16 protein-coding genes are annotated in these 16,062 nt (G+C 69.5%); 14 read left to right on the top strand and 2 right to left on the bottom strand.

Annotated elements, in window-relative coordinates:
* The 3 genes from N5D30_RS01405 (at position 1) to N5D30_RS01395 (ending at position 4,043) form a co-directional block, all read left to right on the top strand.
* Positions 1–513: a sigma-70 family RNA polymerase sigma factor gene (locus N5D30_RS01405; protein WP_279907341.1), complete on the top strand. Its 513-nt coding sequence runs from the start codon at positions 1–3 to the stop codon at positions 511–513.
* A gap of 3 nt (positions 514–516) precedes the next feature.
* Positions 517–1,455, top strand: a complete 939-nt coding sequence (locus tag N5D30_RS01400; RefSeq protein ID WP_279907340.1) for a FecR domain-containing protein — start codon at positions 517–519, stop codon at positions 1,453–1,455.
* Between the two features lie 110 nt (positions 1,456–1,565).
* Positions 1,566–4,043 (top strand): TonB-dependent siderophore receptor, encoded by a 2,478-nt coding sequence (locus N5D30_RS01395; protein WP_279907339.1) that lies wholly within the window; start codon positions 1,566–1,568, stop codon positions 4,041–4,043.
* Between the two features lie 4 nt (positions 4,044–4,047).
* Here N5D30_RS01395 and N5D30_RS01390 read toward each other — a convergent pair whose 3' ends face one another.
* Positions 4,048–4,467 carry a hypothetical protein gene (locus tag N5D30_RS01390; RefSeq protein ID WP_279903970.1) on the bottom strand — a complete coding sequence of 140 codons (420 nt, stop codon included), beginning with the start codon at positions 4,465–4,467 and terminating at the stop codon, positions 4,048–4,050.
* A 120-nt stretch (positions 4,468–4,587) separates the two neighbouring features.
* On the opposite strand from N5D30_RS01390, the gene N5D30_RS01385 reads away from it, so the two are divergent.
* The 11 genes from N5D30_RS01385 to N5D30_RS01335 all read left to right on the top strand — a co-directional run bounded on the left by N5D30_RS01385 (position 4,588) and on the right by N5D30_RS01335 (position 15,045).
* Entirely contained in the window at positions 4,588–5,160 is a 573-nt protein-coding gene (locus N5D30_RS01385) for a DUF4157 domain-containing protein (protein WP_279907338.1), read from the top strand.
* A gap of 72 nt (positions 5,161–5,232) precedes the next feature.
* Positions 5,233–6,381 (top strand): acyl-CoA dehydrogenase family protein, encoded by a 1,149-nt coding sequence (locus tag N5D30_RS01380; RefSeq protein ID WP_279907337.1) that lies wholly within the window; start codon positions 5,233–5,235, stop codon positions 6,379–6,381.
* Positions 6,382–6,660: 279 nt separating this feature from the next.
* Positions 6,661–9,462, top strand: a complete 2,802-nt coding sequence (locus N5D30_RS01375) for a monovalent cation/H+ antiporter subunit A (protein ID WP_279907336.1) — start codon at positions 6,661–6,663, stop codon at positions 9,460–9,462.
* Complete coding sequence (locus N5D30_RS01370) at positions 9,462–9,809, top strand: Na+/H+ antiporter subunit C (protein WP_220814401.1); 348 nt, start codon at positions 9,462–9,464, stop codon at positions 9,807–9,809. Before N5D30_RS01375 ends, N5D30_RS01370 begins: the two co-directional genes overlap by 1 nt.
* Positions 9,806–11,293 carry a monovalent cation/H+ antiporter subunit D gene (locus N5D30_RS01365; RefSeq protein WP_279907335.1) on the top strand — a complete coding sequence of 496 codons (1,488 nt, stop codon included), beginning with the start codon at positions 9,806–9,808 and terminating at the stop codon, positions 11,291–11,293. Before N5D30_RS01370 ends, N5D30_RS01365 begins: the two co-directional genes overlap by 4 nt.
* Positions 11,290–11,787, top strand: a complete 498-nt coding sequence (locus tag N5D30_RS01360; protein WP_279907333.1) for a Na+/H+ antiporter subunit E — start codon at positions 11,290–11,292, stop codon at positions 11,785–11,787. Before N5D30_RS01365 ends, N5D30_RS01360 begins: the two co-directional genes overlap by 4 nt.
* Positions 11,772–12,041 carry a K+/H+ antiporter subunit F gene (locus N5D30_RS01355; protein ID WP_279907331.1) on the top strand — a complete coding sequence of 90 codons (270 nt, stop codon included), beginning with the start codon at positions 11,772–11,774 and terminating at the stop codon, positions 12,039–12,041. Before N5D30_RS01360 ends, N5D30_RS01355 begins: the two co-directional genes overlap by 16 nt.
* Positions 12,038–12,370: a Na+/H+ antiporter subunit G gene (locus tag N5D30_RS01350; protein WP_220814405.1), complete on the top strand. Its 333-nt coding sequence runs from the start codon at positions 12,038–12,040 to the stop codon at positions 12,368–12,370. Before N5D30_RS01355 ends, N5D30_RS01350 begins: the two co-directional genes overlap by 4 nt.
* A 156-nt stretch (positions 12,371–12,526) precedes the next feature.
* Entirely contained in the window at positions 12,527–13,432 is a 906-nt protein-coding gene (locus N5D30_RS01345; RefSeq protein WP_279907330.1) for a DMT family transporter, read from the top strand.
* 9 nt (positions 13,433–13,441) lie between these two features.
* The gene (locus tag N5D30_RS01340; RefSeq protein ID WP_279907329.1) at positions 13,442–14,533 is read left to right on the top strand and encodes a PLP-dependent cysteine synthase family protein; all 1,092 of its coding nucleotides are present in this window, start codon (positions 13,442–13,444) and stop codon (positions 14,531–14,533) included.
* Positions 14,530–15,045, top strand: coding sequence for a GNAT family N-acetyltransferase (locus N5D30_RS01335; RefSeq protein WP_279907328.1), 516 nt, complete (start codon positions 14,530–14,532; stop codon positions 15,043–15,045). Before N5D30_RS01340 ends, N5D30_RS01335 begins: the two co-directional genes overlap by 4 nt.
* Here the strand turns inward: N5D30_RS01335 and gap are convergent.
* Positions 15,042–16,052 carry a type I glyceraldehyde-3-phosphate dehydrogenase gene (gene gap / locus N5D30_RS01330; RefSeq protein WP_279907327.1) on the bottom strand — a complete coding sequence of 337 codons (1,011 nt, stop codon included), beginning with the start codon at positions 16,050–16,052 and terminating at the stop codon, positions 15,042–15,044. The two genes, N5D30_RS01335 and gap, sit on opposite strands and share 4 nt — an antisense overlap.
* Positions 16,053–16,062: the final 10 nt, after the last annotated feature.

The following is a 16,062-nucleotide window of genomic DNA, read 5'->3' as shown; positions in this document are numbered from 1 at the left end:
ATGACAGGCAGTGCGACTTCCCGGCAGCAGGACCTGCAACGGCTCTACCACGACCACCACGGCTGGCTGCAGGGCTGGCTGCGCAAACGCATGGATTGTAGCCAGGGCGCCGCGGACCTGGCCCAGGACACCTTCCTGCGGCTGCTCGGCAAGGAGCGTGACCCGGCGCCGCTGCGCGATCCGCGCGCCTATCTCTCGACCATCGCCCACTCGCTGCTGGTCAACCACTGGCGGCGCCTGGCCGTCGAGCGCGCCTACCTGGAATCCCTGGCCCTGCAGCCTGAGCGCTACGCGCCCTCGCCGGAGGAACGCGAGCTGATCATGGCCACCCTGCTGCAGATCGACGCCATGCTGCGCCGCCTGCCGGGCAAGGTGCGCGACACCTTCCTGATGGCCCAGCTCGACGGCCTGATCTACGCGACGATCGCCGGCCGGCTCGGCGTGTCGGAGCGCATGGTGAAGAAGTACATGGCCCAGGCCATGCTCCACTGCCTGACCCTGGCCGAGGACTGAGCCATGGCCAGCCAGATCGATTTCGCCGTGCTGCAGCAGGCCGCCGACTGGTTCGCCCGGCTGCGCGACGAGCGCGCCAGCGAGCAGGACCGCCTCGCCTGGCAGCGCTGGCTGGAGGCCCAGCCGCAGCACCGCCAGGCCTGGCAGCGGGTGGAGACGATCAGCGGCCAGTTCGAGCGCCTGCCCCAGCGCCAGGCGGCGCGCTCGGCCCTGCAAACGCGCGGCATGGACCGGCGCCAGGCGGTCAAGGTGCTGTCGGTCATCGGTGGCGGCAGCATGCTGGCGCTCGCCGGCCGTTCGCTGCCCTGGCAGCAATGGCGGGCCGACCAGCGCACGGCGGTGGGCGAGGTGCGCGGCCGCCAGCTGGCCGACGGTAGCCGCCTGTGGCTAAACACCGACAGCGCGCTGGACGTGGACTTCAGCGCCGGTCTGCGGCGCTTGGCGCTGTACCGCGGCGAGGTGCTGGTCGAGGTGGCCGAGGACGCCCGGCCGCTCTGGCTGGAGACGCAGCATGCGCGCCTGCGCGTGGCGGGCGGCCGCTTCGCCGTGCGCGAGCAGGGCGGCGGCTACCTGGTGTCGGCCCAGAGCGGCGCGCTGGAGATCGTCGGCGTCCGCCGCCAGGCCCTGGCGGCGGGGCAGCAGGCGCATTTCGACGGCCTGCGGGTGGAGGCGCCGGCGCCGCTGCGCCCGGGCATGCAGGCCTGGATCCACGGCATTCTCCAGGCCGACGACATGGCGCTCGGTGAGTTCGTCGCCGAGCTGGCCCGTCATCAGCGCGGCCACCTGGGCTGCGACCCGCGGGTGGCCGACCTGCGCCTGGTCGGCGCCTTCCCCCTGGCCGAGCCGGAGCGCATCTACGCGGCGCTGGAGGCCAGTCTGCCGGTGCGTGTGGTGCGACGCCTGCCCTGGTGGATCACCGTCGAGCCGCGGCAGCCCGCCTGACGCCCGGAAAAAATTTTCACCGGCGCGGTTCCCTTTTTTCCGTCTCGCCTGGCTCCAGATGCAGAAGGGCGATTTCGCCCACTCGCTCACGCAGACCCAGGGGAATTTCCATGCGCACCACCCATACCCAACGCCCGGCCTCCCAGGCCCTGCGCCGTGCCATTCGCGCCGCCGTGCTGGCCATGCCGCTGGCCGCCCTGCAACCGGTCCTGGCCGGCCTGGCCCACGCCGCCGACGCGCAGCACAGCCTGCGCAGTTACGACATTCCGGCCGGCCCGCTGTCCGGCGCCCTCAGCCGCTTCGCCGGTGAGGCGCGCATCCTGCTGGCGGTGGACGGCCAGCTGACCGCCGGCAAGCGCACCGCTGGCCTGCACGGCCAGTATTCGGTGGACGAGGGCCTGGCCCAACTGCTGCGCGGCAGCGACCTGCAGGTGGTGCGCGACGCCAGCGGCGGCTACTCGCTGAGCCCGCTGGCCGAGGGCGCCAGCATGGCCCTGCCGGCGACCCTGATCGACGGCTTCGCCCTGGGCAACGCCCTGGGCAGCATGGACGGCTACAACGCCACCCACAGCAGCGTGGCGACCAAGACCAGCAAGGAGCTGGTGAAGACCACCCAGGCCGTGTCCGTGGTGACCCGCGAGCAGGTCGAGCGACAGGGCTCGCGCACTGTCGCCGAGGCCACCCGCTACACCGCCGGCGTGCTCACCAACCCCTACGGCAACACCCACCGCTACGACTACCTGGCCATGCGCGGGATCAACGATGGCTCGGTGGACAACATCGTCATCGACGGCCTGAAGTCCATGGGCGACCCGGGCTCCTTCACCAGCCTGCAGATCGACCCCTACTTCATCGAGCGCATCGACGTGCTCAAGGGGCCGTCCTCGGTGCTCTACGGGCGCAGCAACCCGGGCGGCCTGGCGGCTCTGACCACCAAGCGACCGGACTTCGAGCAGGCTGCCCGCATCGACCTGTCCTACGGCAGCCACGACTACAAGCAGACCGCCTTCGACGTCACCGGCCCGATCAGCGACCGGGTCGCCTATCGGGTGGTCGGTCTGGCCAAGGATGCCGACGTGCAGGTCGACCACGTCGAGGAGACCCGCTACGCGCTGATGCCCAGCCTGGCGCTGAACCTCGACGACGATACCCTGCTCAACCTCTACGCCTACCTGCAGCACGAGCCGAACGGCGGCTACCACGGCAGCGTGCCGGCCTCCGGCACCCTGCACAAACGCGACGGCGAGCGCATCTCCGGCCGCTTCTTCGAGGGTGACCCGGCCATCGAGGAATTCACCCGCACCCAGCAAATGCTGGGCTACGAGCTGGAGCACCGCTTCGACGATACCTGGAGCGCGCGGCAGAACTTCCGTTACCTGGACGCCAGCACCGAGAACAGCCAGGTCTGGGCCAACGGCTACCTGGGTGGCGACAGCAACGAGCTGTACCGCGGCTACAGCGGCGGCGAGGAGCAGCTGCACGCCTGGATCGTCGACAACATGCTGCAGGCCGACTTCGCCACCGGCGCGGCGCAACACACGGTGGTCGCCGGCCTCGACTACCAGTACTCGAAGAACAAGGTGCGCTACGACCGCGACTACAGCAGCGTCGGCCCGATCGACGTGTTCGACCCGGTCTACCGTCGCAACGACCTGGCCGGCCTGGCCACCGTCAGCAACGCCCTGCGTCGGCAGAAGCAGGCCGGCCTGTACCTCCAGGACCTGGTCGAGCTGGGCGGCTGGAACCTCAGCGTCGGCCTGCGCCAGGACTGGTACGACGTGTCCATCGACGACGGCCGGCAGAACACCAAGGACGCCAACACCGGCGAGAAGCTCAGCGGCCACGCCGGCGTGCTCTACGCCTTCGACAATGGCCTGTCGCCGTACCTGAGCTACTCCACCTCGTTCAACCCGACCTCGAACTACTCCGATGGCGCGCAGATCCTCAAGCCGACCACCGGCGAGCAGTGGGAGGCCGGTCTGAAGTTCCAGCCGCCGGGCACCGACGACCTGTACACCCTGTCGTTCTTCACCATCGAGATGGAGAACCTGTTCGCCAAGGAGAACAGCTTCACCGACAGCTACGAGTACAAGGGCGTGGGCGGTATCGACTCGCGCGGCGTGGAGCTGGAGGCGCGGGTGCAGGTCACCGACAACCTGCAGCTGATGGGCAGCTACACCTACAACGACGTGGAGTACAGCAAGTCCTATTTCGTCTTCGACGCCCTCGGCGGCGTGGTCGACGCCAAGGGCCACACGCCGTACCAGACCCCCGAGCAGATGGCCAGCCTGTGGGCCGACTACGCCTTCAAGGAAGGCCCGCTGGCCGGCCTGACCCTCGGCGCCGGTGCGCGCTACGTGGGCGAGAGCTACGGCAGCGACCTGAACGACTTCGAGGTGCCGTCCTACACCCTGTTCGACGCGGCGATCGGCTACGACCTGAGCCACGTCGGCCTGGCGGGCACCTCGGTGCGGGTCAACGCCAACAACCTCACCGACGAGTACTACGTGGCGTCCTGCTACTCGGAAACCGCCTGCTACCTGGGTGAGGAGCGCACCGTGGTGGCCACCGTCACCCAGAAGTTCTGAGGCGTCACTCCAGGCCGGTGAAGGCCGGCGCGTTGTCGCGGTAGTAGTGCAGGGCGTCGACGAAGCGTTCCGCCTGGTGGCGGTCGGCCACGCGGAATTCGCGGAGCAGGTCGCCGCCGGGGCCGTTCAGGCGTACCCGGTAGCCGCGCAGGGCATGGTCCAGGGAGATGGTGTCGAGTGAGTTGAAGTAGATACGCTCGCGGATGTCCTGTGGCGTGCCCACCGCCTCGCGCTCGTCGCGGAAGCCCAGGAATCGGCTGTCCAGGTAGGCAGAGTCGGGGCTGCGGGCGGCGGGCTGCTGCAGTGCCACCTCGGTGATGACCGCGTAGGCCTCGCGTTCGGAAATGGGCTGTGGCCGATAGTCCTCGCGGGTCACGCAGCCGGCCACGAGGCAGGTGACGAGGGCGATCCAGATAGCGCGCATGGCGTGTTCTCCCTGGCAGCGTGATCGGATGCGCCGGTCCCCCGAACCGGCCTGGCGTCGGCGGCCATCCGCTGCCAAGATGGCGCCCCGACTTCCCCCGAAAACCTTCCTGGACCCTCCGTGATCCCTGCGCCTTTCCGGTTTGCCGCTCTGTGTCTCGTCCTCGGCGTTTCTCCCGGCGCGTTCGCCGCCTGCCCCGCGGGGCAGGTCGAAATCTGCTTCAACGGCTGCCTGTGCGTGCCCGAGTTCGAGCGGGTGAAGGAGGACGTGGTCAACCTGGCCGCGCTTTCCCTCGAACGCTGGATCCTGCAGTCCCGTGCCACGGCCCTGTCCAGGGGCACACGGCCGGTTCCGCCGTCCATCCGCGAGCAGCTGCTGTCCTATTACGACCGCGAGCTGCTCGACGCGGTTCGGTTCCGCGTCGGCGGTCATGAGGAACTGGATGTCGCTACGGCCATGCTGCAGAACCCGGACGTGCAGGCGGTCACCCTGGTGGATGTGGTGGTGTTTCGCAACGAGGAGGACGCCGAGCTGGACATCGCCCTCTGGGCCCACGAGCTGCACCACGTCCGCCAATACCGGCAGTGGGGCAGCGCCGGCTTCGCCCAGCGCTACACCCGCGACTTCGAGGCGGTGGAAGGCCCGGCCTACGACGTGCAGCTGCAGGTGGCGCGGGACATACGGCGACGCTGACGTACGGTTTGGCTTGAAAACCAAGCAAGCGCTCGGTTAAGTTGGCGGGAAAACAAAACGGGAGCCACCCGCATGTCCGCCTTCCAGGAATACTTCGACGATTCCCATCAACTGATCCGCGACTCGGTGCGCCGCTTCGTCGAGCGCGAAATCCTGCCCCACGTGGCGGACTGGGAGGAGGCGGAGGAATTCCCCCGCGCGCTCTACCGCAAGGCCGGCGAGGCCGGCATCCTCGGCATCGGCTATCCGGAGCGCTTCGGCGGCAGTCACGAGGGCGACCTGTTCGCCAAGGTGGTGGCCAGCGAGGAACTGATGCGCTCCGGCTCCGGCGGCCTGGTCGCCAGCCTCGGCTCGCTGGACATCGGCCTGCCGCCGGTGCTCAAGTGGGCGCGCCCCGAGGTGCGCGACCGGGTGGTGCCGCAGGTGCTGGCCGGGGAGAAGATCGCCGCGCTGGCGGTGACCGAGCCCTCCGGCGGCTCTGACGTGGCCAACCTCAAGACCCGCGCCGTGCGCGACGGCGACTGCTACCGCGTCACCGGCAGCAAGACCTTCATCACCAGCGGCGTGCGCGCCGACTACTACACCGTGGCCGTGCGCACCGGCGGCGAGGGCTTCGGCGGGGTCAGCCTGCTGCTGGTGGAGAAGGGTACACCCGGCTTCACCGTCGGCCGCTCGCTGAAGAAGATGGGCTGGTGGGCTTCGGACACCGCCGAGCTGTTCTTCGACGACTGCCGGGTGCCGGCGGAGAACCTGATCGGCGCCGAGAACATGGGCTTCGCCTGCATCATGGCCAACTTCCAGAGCGAGCGCCTGAGCCTGGCGCTGATGGCCAACATGACTTCCCAACTGGCGCTGGAGGAAGCCCTGGCCTGGGCCCGCGAGCGCGAGGCGTTCGGCAAACCGATCGGCAAGTTCCAAGTGCTCCGTCACCGCCTGGCCGAGATGGCGACCCAGCTGGAGGTGTCCCGCGAGTTCACCTACCGCCAGGCCGCCAAGATGGCCGCCGGCAAGAGCGTGATCAAGGAAATCTCCATGGCCAAGAACTTCGCCACCGACGTGGCCGACCGCATCACCTACGACGCGGTGCAGATCCTCGGCGGCATGGGCTACATGCGCGAGAGCCTGGTGGAACGCCTGTACCGCGACAACCGCATCCTCTCCATCGGCGGCGGCTCGCGGGAGATCATGAACGAGATCATCGGCAAGCAGATGGGCCTGTAGCGCCTCCTTTCCCGCGAGCGCGGCGTCGCCGGTTTGAACCTGGCCGCCGTCTCGACCCTCCTATGCGATACGCCATCTCGCGCCTGGCCGGATGACGCCTGAGCTATGCTCGGCTGAAGCCGGTCGTTATATGCAGAATGTAATAATTTATCCATGGCTTGGATCTGATAGTTATGGATAATCGCAGCGAACCCTTCGCTGACAGAGGCAGAGCCGCGCGAGGAGACTGATCAATTCGCCCCATCCGGCCATGGACGGGGCACGGGACAGGGGAGATTCATGGAGCTGTTGCTCATCGTCGGCTTGCCGTTTCTCGGCGTCTTCCTTCCCATTCTCTTCGAGCGCCATGGGCGCCTGGCCAGCAGCCTGGCGACCTCGGTCGCGCCGCTGCTGGGCTTGGGTATCCTGCTGTGGCTGGCACCGCGGGTGTTCGTCGGCGAACCGCTGGTGGTGTCCCAGCCCTGGCTGACCCAACTGGGCTTCAACCTGTCGCTGCGCCTCGACGGCCTGTCCTTCCTGTTCGCCCTGCTGATCCTCGGCATCGGCCTGCTGGTGATCCTCTACGCCCGCTACTACCTGTCCGAGCGCGAGCGGATCGGTCGCTTCTTCGCCTACCTGCTGCTGTTCATGGGCGCCATGCTCGGCGTGGTGCTGTCGGAAAACCTGCTGCTGATGCTGACCTTCTGGGAGCTGACCAGCCTGTCGTCGTTCCTGCTGATCGGCTTCTGGAGCAAGCGCAGCGACGCCCGCCGCGGCGCGCGCATGGCGCTGGCGGTCACCGGCGGCGGTGGCCTGGCGCTGCTGGCCGGCATCCTGCTGCTCGGCCACATCGTCGGCAGCTTCGAGCTGAGCGTGGTGCTGGCCTCGGCCGAGCTGATCCAGGGTCACGCGCTGTACCCGCTGACCCTGGCGCTGGTGCTGGTTGGCGCCTTTACCAAGTCGGCGCAGTTCCCGTTCCACTTCTGGCTGCCCCACGCCATGTCGGCGCCCACCCCGGTGTCCGCCTACCTGCACTCGGCGACCATGGTCAAGGCCGGGGTGTTCCTGCTGGCACGCCTGTACCCGGCGCTGGCCGGCTCCGACCTGTGGTTCCAGCTGGTGGCCAGCGCCGGCCTGGTGACCCTGCTGCTGGGCGCGTTCATGGCCCTGTTCCAGCACGACCTCAAGGGCGTGCTGGCCTACTCGACCATCAGCCACCTCGGCCTGATCGTCCTGCTGCTGGGCCTCAACTCGCCGCTGTCCAACGTCGCGGCGGTGTTCCACATCATCAACCACGCCACCTTCAAGGCCTCGCTGTTCATGGCCGCCGGCATCATCGACCACGAGACCGGCAGCCGCGACATGCGGCGCATCAACGGCATGTGGAAGTACATGCCGCACACCGCCGTGCTGGCCATGGTGGCGTCCTCGGCGATGGCCGGGGTGCCGCTGCTCAACGGCTTCCTGAGCAAGGAGATGTTCTTCGGCGAGACCCTGCAGCAGGCGCTGCTGGGCAGCTTCTTCAACTGGCTGATCCCGGTGGCGGCCACCGTGGCCGCGGTGTTCTCGGTGGCCTATTCGCTGCGTTTCATCCACGACGTGTTCTTCAACGGCGAGCCGGTCAACCTGCCCAAGTTCCCGCCCCACGAGCCGCCGCGCTACATGAAGGTGCCGGTGGAAATCCTGGTGTTCCTCTGCCTGCTGGTGGGCATGCTGCCGGCCTACACGGTGGCGCCGCTGCTGGCGGTGGCGGCGCAGGCCAGCCTGGGCGGCCCGCTGCCGGAATACAGCCTGGCGGTCTGGCACGGCTTCAACTTCCCGCTGATAATGAGCTGCGTGGCGCTGGTCGGCGGCGTGCTCATCTACATCGGCCGCAAGCCGCTGTTCCGCTGGTACGAGGGCCTGCCGGAGCTGGACGCCAAGGACCTGTTCGAGCGCGCGGTGCTGCGCCTGGTCGGCGCGTCGGCGTGGATCACCGGGCGCCTGGAGAACGGCTCGCTGCAGCGCTACCTGGCCCTGCTGCTGCTCAGCGCCCTGGTGCTCACCGTCGTCACTCTGGCGCCGATGCCGCAACTGGTGGGCGAGCGGGCGCTGACGCCGCTCGACGGCATCACCACGCTGGGCATGCTGCTGCTGGCGGGCAGCGGCCTGCTCGCCGCCGCCTACCATCACCAGCGCCTGGTGGCGCTGCTGATCCTCGGCGTCGCCGGTCTGCTGGTGTCGCTGGCCTTCGCCCGTTTCTCCGCGCCGGACCTGGCCCTGACCCAGCTGGTGGTGGAGGTGGTGACCATCATCCTGCTGATGCTGGCGCTCTACTACCTGCCCTCCGTCACCCCCCGCGAAAGCTCCAGCCTGCGGGTGCTGCGCGACGTGGCCCTGGCCGGCGCCGGCGGTACCGTGGTGGGCATGCTGGCCTACGGCGTGCTGACCCGTGGCTACGAGACCAGCATCGGCGAGTTCTTCCTGGCCAACAGCGTCAGCGGAGGCGGCGGCACCAACGTGGTCAACGTGATCCTGGTGGACTTCCGCGGCTTCGATACCCTGGGCGAGATCACCGTGCTGGCCATCGCCGCGGTGGGCATCTTCGCCATGCTCGACGGCCTGCGCCTGACCAACCCGACCTGCGATCCCCAGGGCCGCCGCTGGGCCTGGGCGAAGAACCCGCTGATCCTGATGACCCTGTCGCGCCTGCTGTTCCCCCTGGCGCTGCTGATCTCGGCCTTCATCTTCCTGCGCGGGCACAACCTGCCGGGTGGCGGCTTCATCGCCGGCCTGGTCACCGCCGTGGCCCTGGCCCTGCAGTACATCGCTAACGGCGTCGCCTGGATGGAGGAGCGGCTGCCGCTCGACTACCAGCGCATGGCCGGCGCCGGCGTGCTGATCGCCGGGCTCACCGGCCTCGGCAGCCTGGCCTTCGGCCAGCCGTTCCTGACCTCGGCCTTCGGCCACTTCGAGCTGCCCCTGGTGGGCGAGTTCGAACTGGCCACCGCCATGCTGTTCGACCTCGGCGTGTACCTGACCGTGATCGGCGCCACCCAACTGGTGCTGGTCAACATCGGCAAACTTGCCCTGTCCCCGCCCGCGAGCAAGGAGATTCACTGATGGAAGCACTGTTCGCCGCGACCCTCGGCCTGCTCACCGCCAGCGGCCTGTACCTGCTGCTGCGCGCGCGCACCTTCGCGGTGGTGCTCGGCCTGACCCTGCTGTCCTACGCGGTCAACCTGTTCCTCTTCGCCATGGGCCGGCTGGCCGGCGACGCGGCGGTGCTGGGGCAGGGTGGCGCGCACGCCGACCCGCTGCCCCAGGCGCTGGTGCTGACCGCCATCGTCATCGGCTTCGCCATGACCGCCTTCGTCGTGGTGCTCGCCCTGCGCGGCGTCGCCAACCTGGGCAGCGACCATGTCGATGGCCAGCCCGGCGGGCGCCTGGACGAGGAGCGGCCGCGTTGAACCACCTGATCATCTTGCCGATCCTGATCCCGCTGCTGGTCGGCGCGCTGCTGCTGGTGCTGCCGTCCCACGAGCGGCTCAAGCGCACACTGTCGGTGCTCGCCGTGCTGGCCCTGGTGCCGCTGGCGCTGCTCCTGCTGCAACAGGCCGACGAGGGGCCGCTGCGGGTCTACGCCCTGGGCGGCTGGCGCCCGCCGTTCGGCATCGTGCTCATGCTCGACCGGCTCAACGCCCTGCTGCTGCTGGCCGCCGCCGTGCTCGGCAGTGCGGTGGCGATCTACGCGGTGCGCGGCGACGACCGCCTCGGCCCGCGCTTCCACGCGCTGCTGCAGTTCCAGATGCTCGGCATCAACGGCTCGTTCCTCACCGGCGACCTGTTCAACCTGTTCGTATTCTTCGAGATCCTGCTGATCGCCTCCTACGCGCTGCTGCTGCACGGCGGCGGTGCGGAGCGGGTGAGGGCGGGGCTGCACTACGTGATCCTCAACCTGACCGGCTCGGCGCTGTTCCTCATCGCCCTGGGGCTGATCTACGGCGTCAGCGGCACGCTGAACATGGCCGACCTGTCGGCGCGGGCTGCCGCCGCCAGTGGCGACCGGATGCCGCTGCTGGCCGCCGCCGGGCTGCTTCTGCTGCTGGTGTTCGCCCTCAAGGCGGCACTGCTGCCGCTGCACTTCTGGCTGCCGCGGGCCTACGCCGCGGCCAGCGCGCCGGCGGCGGCGCTGTTCGCGATCATGACCAAGGTGGGCATCTACGCCATCCTGCGGGTGTGCACGCTGATCTTCGGCGACGACGCCGGCGAGCTGTCCAACCTGGCCCAGGCCTGGCTCTGGCCGCTGGCGCTGGCCACGGTGGCGCTCGGCGCGCTCGGCGCCCTGGCCGCGGACAGCCTGCAGAAGCTGCTGGCCTACCTGGTGCTGATCTCCGCCGGCACCCTGCTGGCGGCGGTGGCCATCGGTACGCCCGAGGCCCACGCGGCGGCGCTCTACTACCTGCTGCACAGCACCTGGGTGGCCGGCGGACTGTTCCTGCTCGCCGACCTCATCGCCCGCCAGCGCGGCAGCCGTGGCGCGACCCTGGTGCCAGGGGCCGCGCTGGAGCACCCGGGCCTGCTCGGCGCGTTGTTCTTCTTCGGCGCGGTGGCCGTGGTCGGCCTGCCGCCGCTGTCCGGTTTCCTCGGCAAGCTCCTGCTGCTGCGCGCGGCGCCGTCGGTGGCGCTGTGGAGCGTGCTGCTGCTGGGCGGCTTCGCCGCGCTGCTGGCCCTGAGCCGCGCCGGCAGCACCCTGTTCTGGCGCGTCGGCACCAGCAGCCTGGACAGCGCCGAGCTGGACCGCGGCCGGCTGTTCGCTACGGTGCTGCTGCTGGCCGGCTGCCTGCTGCTGGTGGTGCTGGCCGAGCCGCTGCTCGCCTACACCGAGGCCGCCGCCGCGCAACTGCATGACCCGGCGGCGTACCGGGCGATCCTCCAGGAGGGCCGACCATGAACCGCCTGCTGCCGCACCCGGCCCAGAGCCTGCTCCTGCTGCTGATCTGGCTGATCCTGATGGGCTCCTTCGCCCCCGGCCACTGGCTGCTCGGCAGCCTGCTGGCGGTGGTCATCCCGCTGGCCTGCAACCGCCTGCTGATCGAGCACCCCCACGGCTGGAAGCCGCTCAAGCTGCTGCGCTTCCTGGGCCTGGTGATCTTCGACATCCTGATCGCCAACTTCCAGGTGGCGCGCCTGACCCTCGGCCGCATCGACAAGCTGCGTCCGGCCTTCGTCGAAGTGCCGATCGACCTGGATAACGAACTGGCCGTCAGCGTGCTGGTCAGCGTGGTGTCGCTGACCCCCGGCTCGCTGGCCGCGGACCTCAGCGTCGACCGCCGTACCCTGCTGGTGCACGGCCTCGACGTGCCGGACGCCCAGGCCATGATCGACGAGATCAAGCAGCGCTACGAGGCGCCGCTCAAGGAGATCTTCCCATGCTCGGATACGTGATCCCGATCAGCCTGGTCATGCTCGCGGCGGCCCTGCTGCTGGCCGTGGCGCGCCTGGTCAAGGGCCCGTGCCTGCCCGACCGGGTGCTGGCGCTGGACACCCTGTACATCAATGCCATCGCCATGGTGGTGCTGTACGGCATCTGGAGGAACACCCAGCTGTTCTTCGAGATCGCCCTGCTGATCGCCGTGCTGGGCTTCGTCAGCACCGTGGCCGTGGCCAAGTACATGCTGCGTGGAGACATCATCGAATGAACCTGTGGCTGGAACTCCTCGTCTGCGCGCTGCTCCTGCTCGGCAGCGGCTTCGTCCTGATCGGCGCCATCGGCCTCTACCGCCTGCCGGACTTCTTCACCCGCCTGCACGGCCCGACCAAGGCCACCACCCTGGGTGTCGGCGGCATGGTCGTGGCCTCGCTGGTGTTCTTCAGCGCGGGCGAGCGCGGGCTCAGCCTGCACGAGCTGCTGATCAGCCTGTTCCTGTTCATCAGCGCCCCGGTCAGCGCCTACATGCTGGCCAAGGCCGCGGTGCTGCAGCAGCTGCCGCTGGAGCCGAAGACCCGCGGCAAGCCCTGGGAGCAGTAGCGCTTTTATCTGTGTGTGGGAGCGGCCTCGGCCGCGATGGCGGTTGGCGGCCAATCGAAATGCCGCCCAACCGCTCCCGCACAGTTTTCGCCGCCCGCTGTGCCTGTCGGCACCCGTGCCCGGCGCCTACACTCAGGCTTTTGAGTGGAGGTGGCGATGGCCCGGCAGGGACGTGCGTTCGCGATGGCCTGCCTGGTGCTGGCGATGGCCCTGTGGGGCAGCTCGTTCATCGCGCTCAAGTTCGCCTTCGCCGAGCTGCCGCCGATGTGGGTGATCTTCGGCCGCATGTTCCTCGGCAGCCTGGTATTCCTGCTGGCCTGGCGCTGGCGCGGCCGCCTCGACTACCGCCGCGGCGACTGGCGCTACCTGCTCGCCCTGGCCGCCTGCGAACCCTGCCTGTACTTCATCTTCGAGGCGCTGGCGCTGCAGAACACCAGCGCTACCCAGGCCGGCATGATCACCGCGCTGCTGCCGCTGATGGTGGCCATGGGCGCCCTCGTCTTCCTGCGCGAGCGGGTGGCCCGCAGCACCTGGGCCGGTTTCCTGCTGGCGGTGTGCGGGGCGATCTGGCTGAGCCTGACCGGCGAGGCGGACGCCAGCGCGCCGGCGCCGCTGCTCGGCAACTTCTACGAATTCGTCGCGATACTCTGCGCCACTTGCTACACGCTGCTGCTGAAGTTCCTCTGCGAGCGCTACTCGCCCTTCGTGCTCACCGCCATGCAGGCGTTCATTGGCTCGCTGTTCTTCCTGCCGCTGGCGCTGCTCACCGAGCCGCTGCCGAGCCAGTTCGGCGCGCTCGGCATCGGCTCGGTGATCTACCTCGGCCTGGTGGTCACGGTGGGCGCCTACGGCCTGTACAACTTCGGCGTCAGCCGGCTGCCGGCCAGCCAGGCGTCCGGCTTCACCAACCTGCTGCCGGTGTTCACCCTGATCTTCGCCGCGCTGCTGCTGGGCGAGAGCCTGGCGCCGGCGCAGTACGCCGCCGCCGCGCTGGTGTTCGCCGGCGTGGCATTGAGCCAGTGGCGTAGCACGGCCCCGGCGCCGGCCGGCATACTCGACTGAGGTGATGGCATGACCGACACACGTCCCTGGACCCGCGAGGCGCTGCGCATCATCGAGGCGGATTTCCAGCGCAGCGCCGACACCCACCTGATCCCGCTGGCGCTGCCGGGCCTGCCTGGCGTCGAGCTGTACTTCAAGGACGAGTCGAGCCACCCCACCGGCAGCCTCAAGCACCGCCTGGCCCGCTCGCTGTTCCTCTACGCCCTGTGCAACGGCTGGCTGCGGCCGGGGGCGCCGGTGATCGAGGCGTCCAGCGGCTCCACCGCCATCTCCGAGGCGTACTTCGCCCGCCTGCTGGGGCTGCCGTTCATCTCCGTGGTGCCTGCCGGCACGGCGAAGGAGAAGCTGGCGCAGATCGCCTTCCACGGCGGGCAGACGCACCTGGTCGACGACCCCTCGCGCATCCACGCCGAGTCGGTGCGCCTGGCCGGCGAGACCGGCGGCCACTTCATGGACCAGTTCACCTACGCCGAGCGGGCCACCGACTGGCGGGCGAACAACAACATCGCCGAGTCGATCTTCCAGCAGATGCGCCACGAACGCTTCCCCGAGCCGGCCTGGCTGGTGTCCAGCCCCGGCACCGGTGGCACCCTGGCGACCCTGGGCCGCTACGTGCGCTACCGCCAGCACGCCACCCGCGTGCTGTGCGCCGACGCCGAGCGCTCGGTGTTCTTCGACAGCTACGTCAGCGGCGACCGCGGCCTGACCCTGGACTGCGGCTCGCGCATCGAGGGCATCGGCCGGCCGCGGGTCGAGCCCTCGTTCATGCCCCAGGTGATCGACGCCATGTGCAAGGTGCCGGACGCCCTGTCCCTGGCCGCCGTGCACTACCTGGCGCGGCGCCTGGGCCGGCGGGTCGGCGGCTCCAGCGGCACCAACCTGGTCGGCGCGCTGCTGGTGGCGCGGCGGATGGTCGAGGCCGGCCAGGCCGGCTCGGTGGTGGCGATCCTCTGCGACGGTGGTGAGCGCTACGCCACCAGCTACTACTGCGACGCCTGGCTGGCGCAGCAGGGCTATGACCTGGCGCCGCTGATCGACCGGGTGGCCGCCTGCGCTGAGCGGGGCGAGGCGCTGCCCGACATGCCGCGGAGCTGGCCATGAGCGAGACGTTCAACAGCCGCGCGGCGCAGCCCGCGGACATCCCGGCCATGGCCGCCTTCATCTTCGAGCACGGTCCCAACCCCTGGAACCACCTGCCGGAGGACGCCGTGCTGGCGCACCTGCGGGGCATCGCCGAGGGTTCGGTGCGGGCCGTGCTGGCGGAGCGGGCGGACGGTGCGCTGGCCGGCTTCGTCACCTTCCTCGCCAGCGATGACTTCGCCCACCACCAGCCGGCGGGGCGCCGCGACCTGCCCCGGGGCTACGTCGGCGAGGCGGTGGTGCACCGCGACCTGGCCGGTCGCGGCCTGGGCAGCTGCCTGCTCGGCGAGGCCGTGCGCGGGCTCGGCGAGCTGGGCATCCACGACATCTACATCGAGCGCCACGAGGAAAACGCCGGCTCGGCGGGCATGATGCGCAAGGCCGGCTTCGTCGAGGTGGCGACCTTCGCCGACCCGCAGCGCCGCACCGCCGGTTCGCGGCGCACCACGCTCTGCTACCTGCGCACGCGCTAGGCGGCGCGTGCTCCCGGCCAGGCCAGCAGGACGTCGAGCAGGCGGTTGGCGAAGGCCCACTCGTTGTCGTACCAGGCCAGCACCTTGACCAGATCGTCGCCCTGCACCCGGGTGTGGTTGAGGTCGACCACGCAGGACACCGGGTAGCCGTTGAAGTCCGCGGACACCAGCGGCACCTCGTTGCACTCCATCACCCCCGGCGGCAGCCGTTGCGCGGCCTGGCGCAGGAGGTCGTCGATCGCCTCGCGACTGGTCGGACGCTCGCTGCTGAAGGTCAGGTCGAGCAGCGACACGTTGGCGGTCGGCACCCGCACCGCCAGGCCATCCAGGCGCCCCTCCAGCTCCGGCAGTACCAGGCCGATGGTCTTCGCCGCGCCGGTGGCGGTGGGGATCATCGACAGGGCGGCGGCACGGGCGCGGTAGAGGTCGGCGTGGGTCTTGTCGAGCAGGTTCTGATCGTTGGTGTAGGCGTGCACCGTAGTCATCAGGCCCTGGCGGATGCCCACCCCGGCGTGCAGCGCCTGGGCCAGCGGCGCCAGGCAGTTGGTGGTGCAGGAGGCGTTGGAGACGATCCGCTGGTCGCCCAGCAGGTGATGGTTGACGCCATAGACCACGGTCAGGTCGGCCGTCTCCAGCGGATGCGACAGCAGCACCCGCGCCGCGCCGGCGGTCAGGTGCTGTTCGGCGAGGGCGCGCTTCTTCGACTTGCCGGTGCAGTCCACCACCACGTCTACCGCGAGCTGCTTCCAGGGCAACTGGGTGAAGTCCTTCTGGCTGACCAGGCGGATCGGCTGGTCGTCCACCTGCAGGGTGTCGTCGTGCAGCTCGACCTGGCCGCCGAAGCGGCCGAAGGTGGAGTCGAAGCGGGTCAGGTGGGCGAGGGTGGAGAAATCGCCGATCTCGTTGATCGCCTCGATCCGCAGCCGGCTTTGCAGCCCGCGCTCGAACAAGGCACGCAACAGGGCGCGGCCGATGCGCCCGTAACCGTTGAGGGCAATACGCAGCATGGTGGTTTCC

The sequence above is a fragment of the Pseudomonas sp. GD03875 genome (assembly GCF_029840585.1).
Classification (GTDB): Bacteria; Pseudomonadota; Gammaproteobacteria; order Pseudomonadales; family Pseudomonadaceae; genus Aquipseudomonas; species Aquipseudomonas paralcaligenes.
The sequence above is the reverse complement of the archived record's forward strand: the minus strand, read 5'-3'. Positions and strand labels throughout refer to the sequence as shown.

Excerpts from the sequence above, each read along its gene's own strand:
- N5D30_RS01340 (WP_279907329.1), top strand. The coding sequence starts at position 13,442 with ATGACCGACACACGTCCCTGGACCCGCGAGGCGCTGCGCATCATCGAG.
- N5D30_RS01335 (WP_279907328.1), top strand. The coding sequence starts at position 14,530 with ATGAGCGAGACGTTCAACAGCCGCGCGGCGCAGCCCGCGGACATCCCG.
- N5D30_RS01375 (WP_279907336.1), top strand. The coding sequence starts at position 6,661 with ATGGAGCTGTTGCTCATCGTCGGCTTGCCGTTTCTCGGCGTCTTCCTT.
- N5D30_RS01405 (WP_279907341.1), top strand. The coding sequence starts at position 1 with ATGACAGGCAGTGCGACTTCCCGGCAGCAGGACCTGCAACGGCTCTAC.
- N5D30_RS01360 (WP_279907333.1), top strand. The coding sequence starts at position 11,290 with ATGAACCGCCTGCTGCCGCACCCGGCCCAGAGCCTGCTCCTGCTGCTG.
- N5D30_RS01345 (WP_279907330.1), top strand. The coding sequence starts at position 12,527 with ATGGCCCGGCAGGGACGTGCGTTCGCGATGGCCTGCCTGGTGCTGGCG.
- N5D30_RS01395 (WP_279907339.1), top strand. The coding sequence starts at position 1,566 with ATGCGCACCACCCATACCCAACGCCCGGCCTCCCAGGCCCTGCGCCGT.
- gap (WP_279907327.1), bottom strand. The coding sequence starts at position 16,052 with ATGCTGCGTATTGCCCTCAACGGTTACGGGCGCATCGGCCGCGCCCTG.
- N5D30_RS01350 (WP_220814405.1), top strand. The coding sequence starts at position 12,038 with ATGAACCTGTGGCTGGAACTCCTCGTCTGCGCGCTGCTCCTGCTCGGC.
- N5D30_RS01355 (WP_279907331.1), top strand. The coding sequence starts at position 11,772 with ATGCTCGGATACGTGATCCCGATCAGCCTGGTCATGCTCGCGGCGGCC.
- N5D30_RS01380 (WP_279907337.1), top strand. The coding sequence starts at position 5,233 with ATGTCCGCCTTCCAGGAATACTTCGACGATTCCCATCAACTGATCCGC.
- N5D30_RS01390 (WP_279903970.1), bottom strand. The coding sequence starts at position 4,467 with ATGCGCGCTATCTGGATCGCCCTCGTCACCTGCCTCGTGGCCGGCTGC.
- N5D30_RS01400 (WP_279907340.1), top strand. The coding sequence starts at position 517 with ATGGCCAGCCAGATCGATTTCGCCGTGCTGCAGCAGGCCGCCGACTGG.
- N5D30_RS01370 (WP_220814401.1), top strand. The coding sequence starts at position 9,462 with ATGGAAGCACTGTTCGCCGCGACCCTCGGCCTGCTCACCGCCAGCGGC.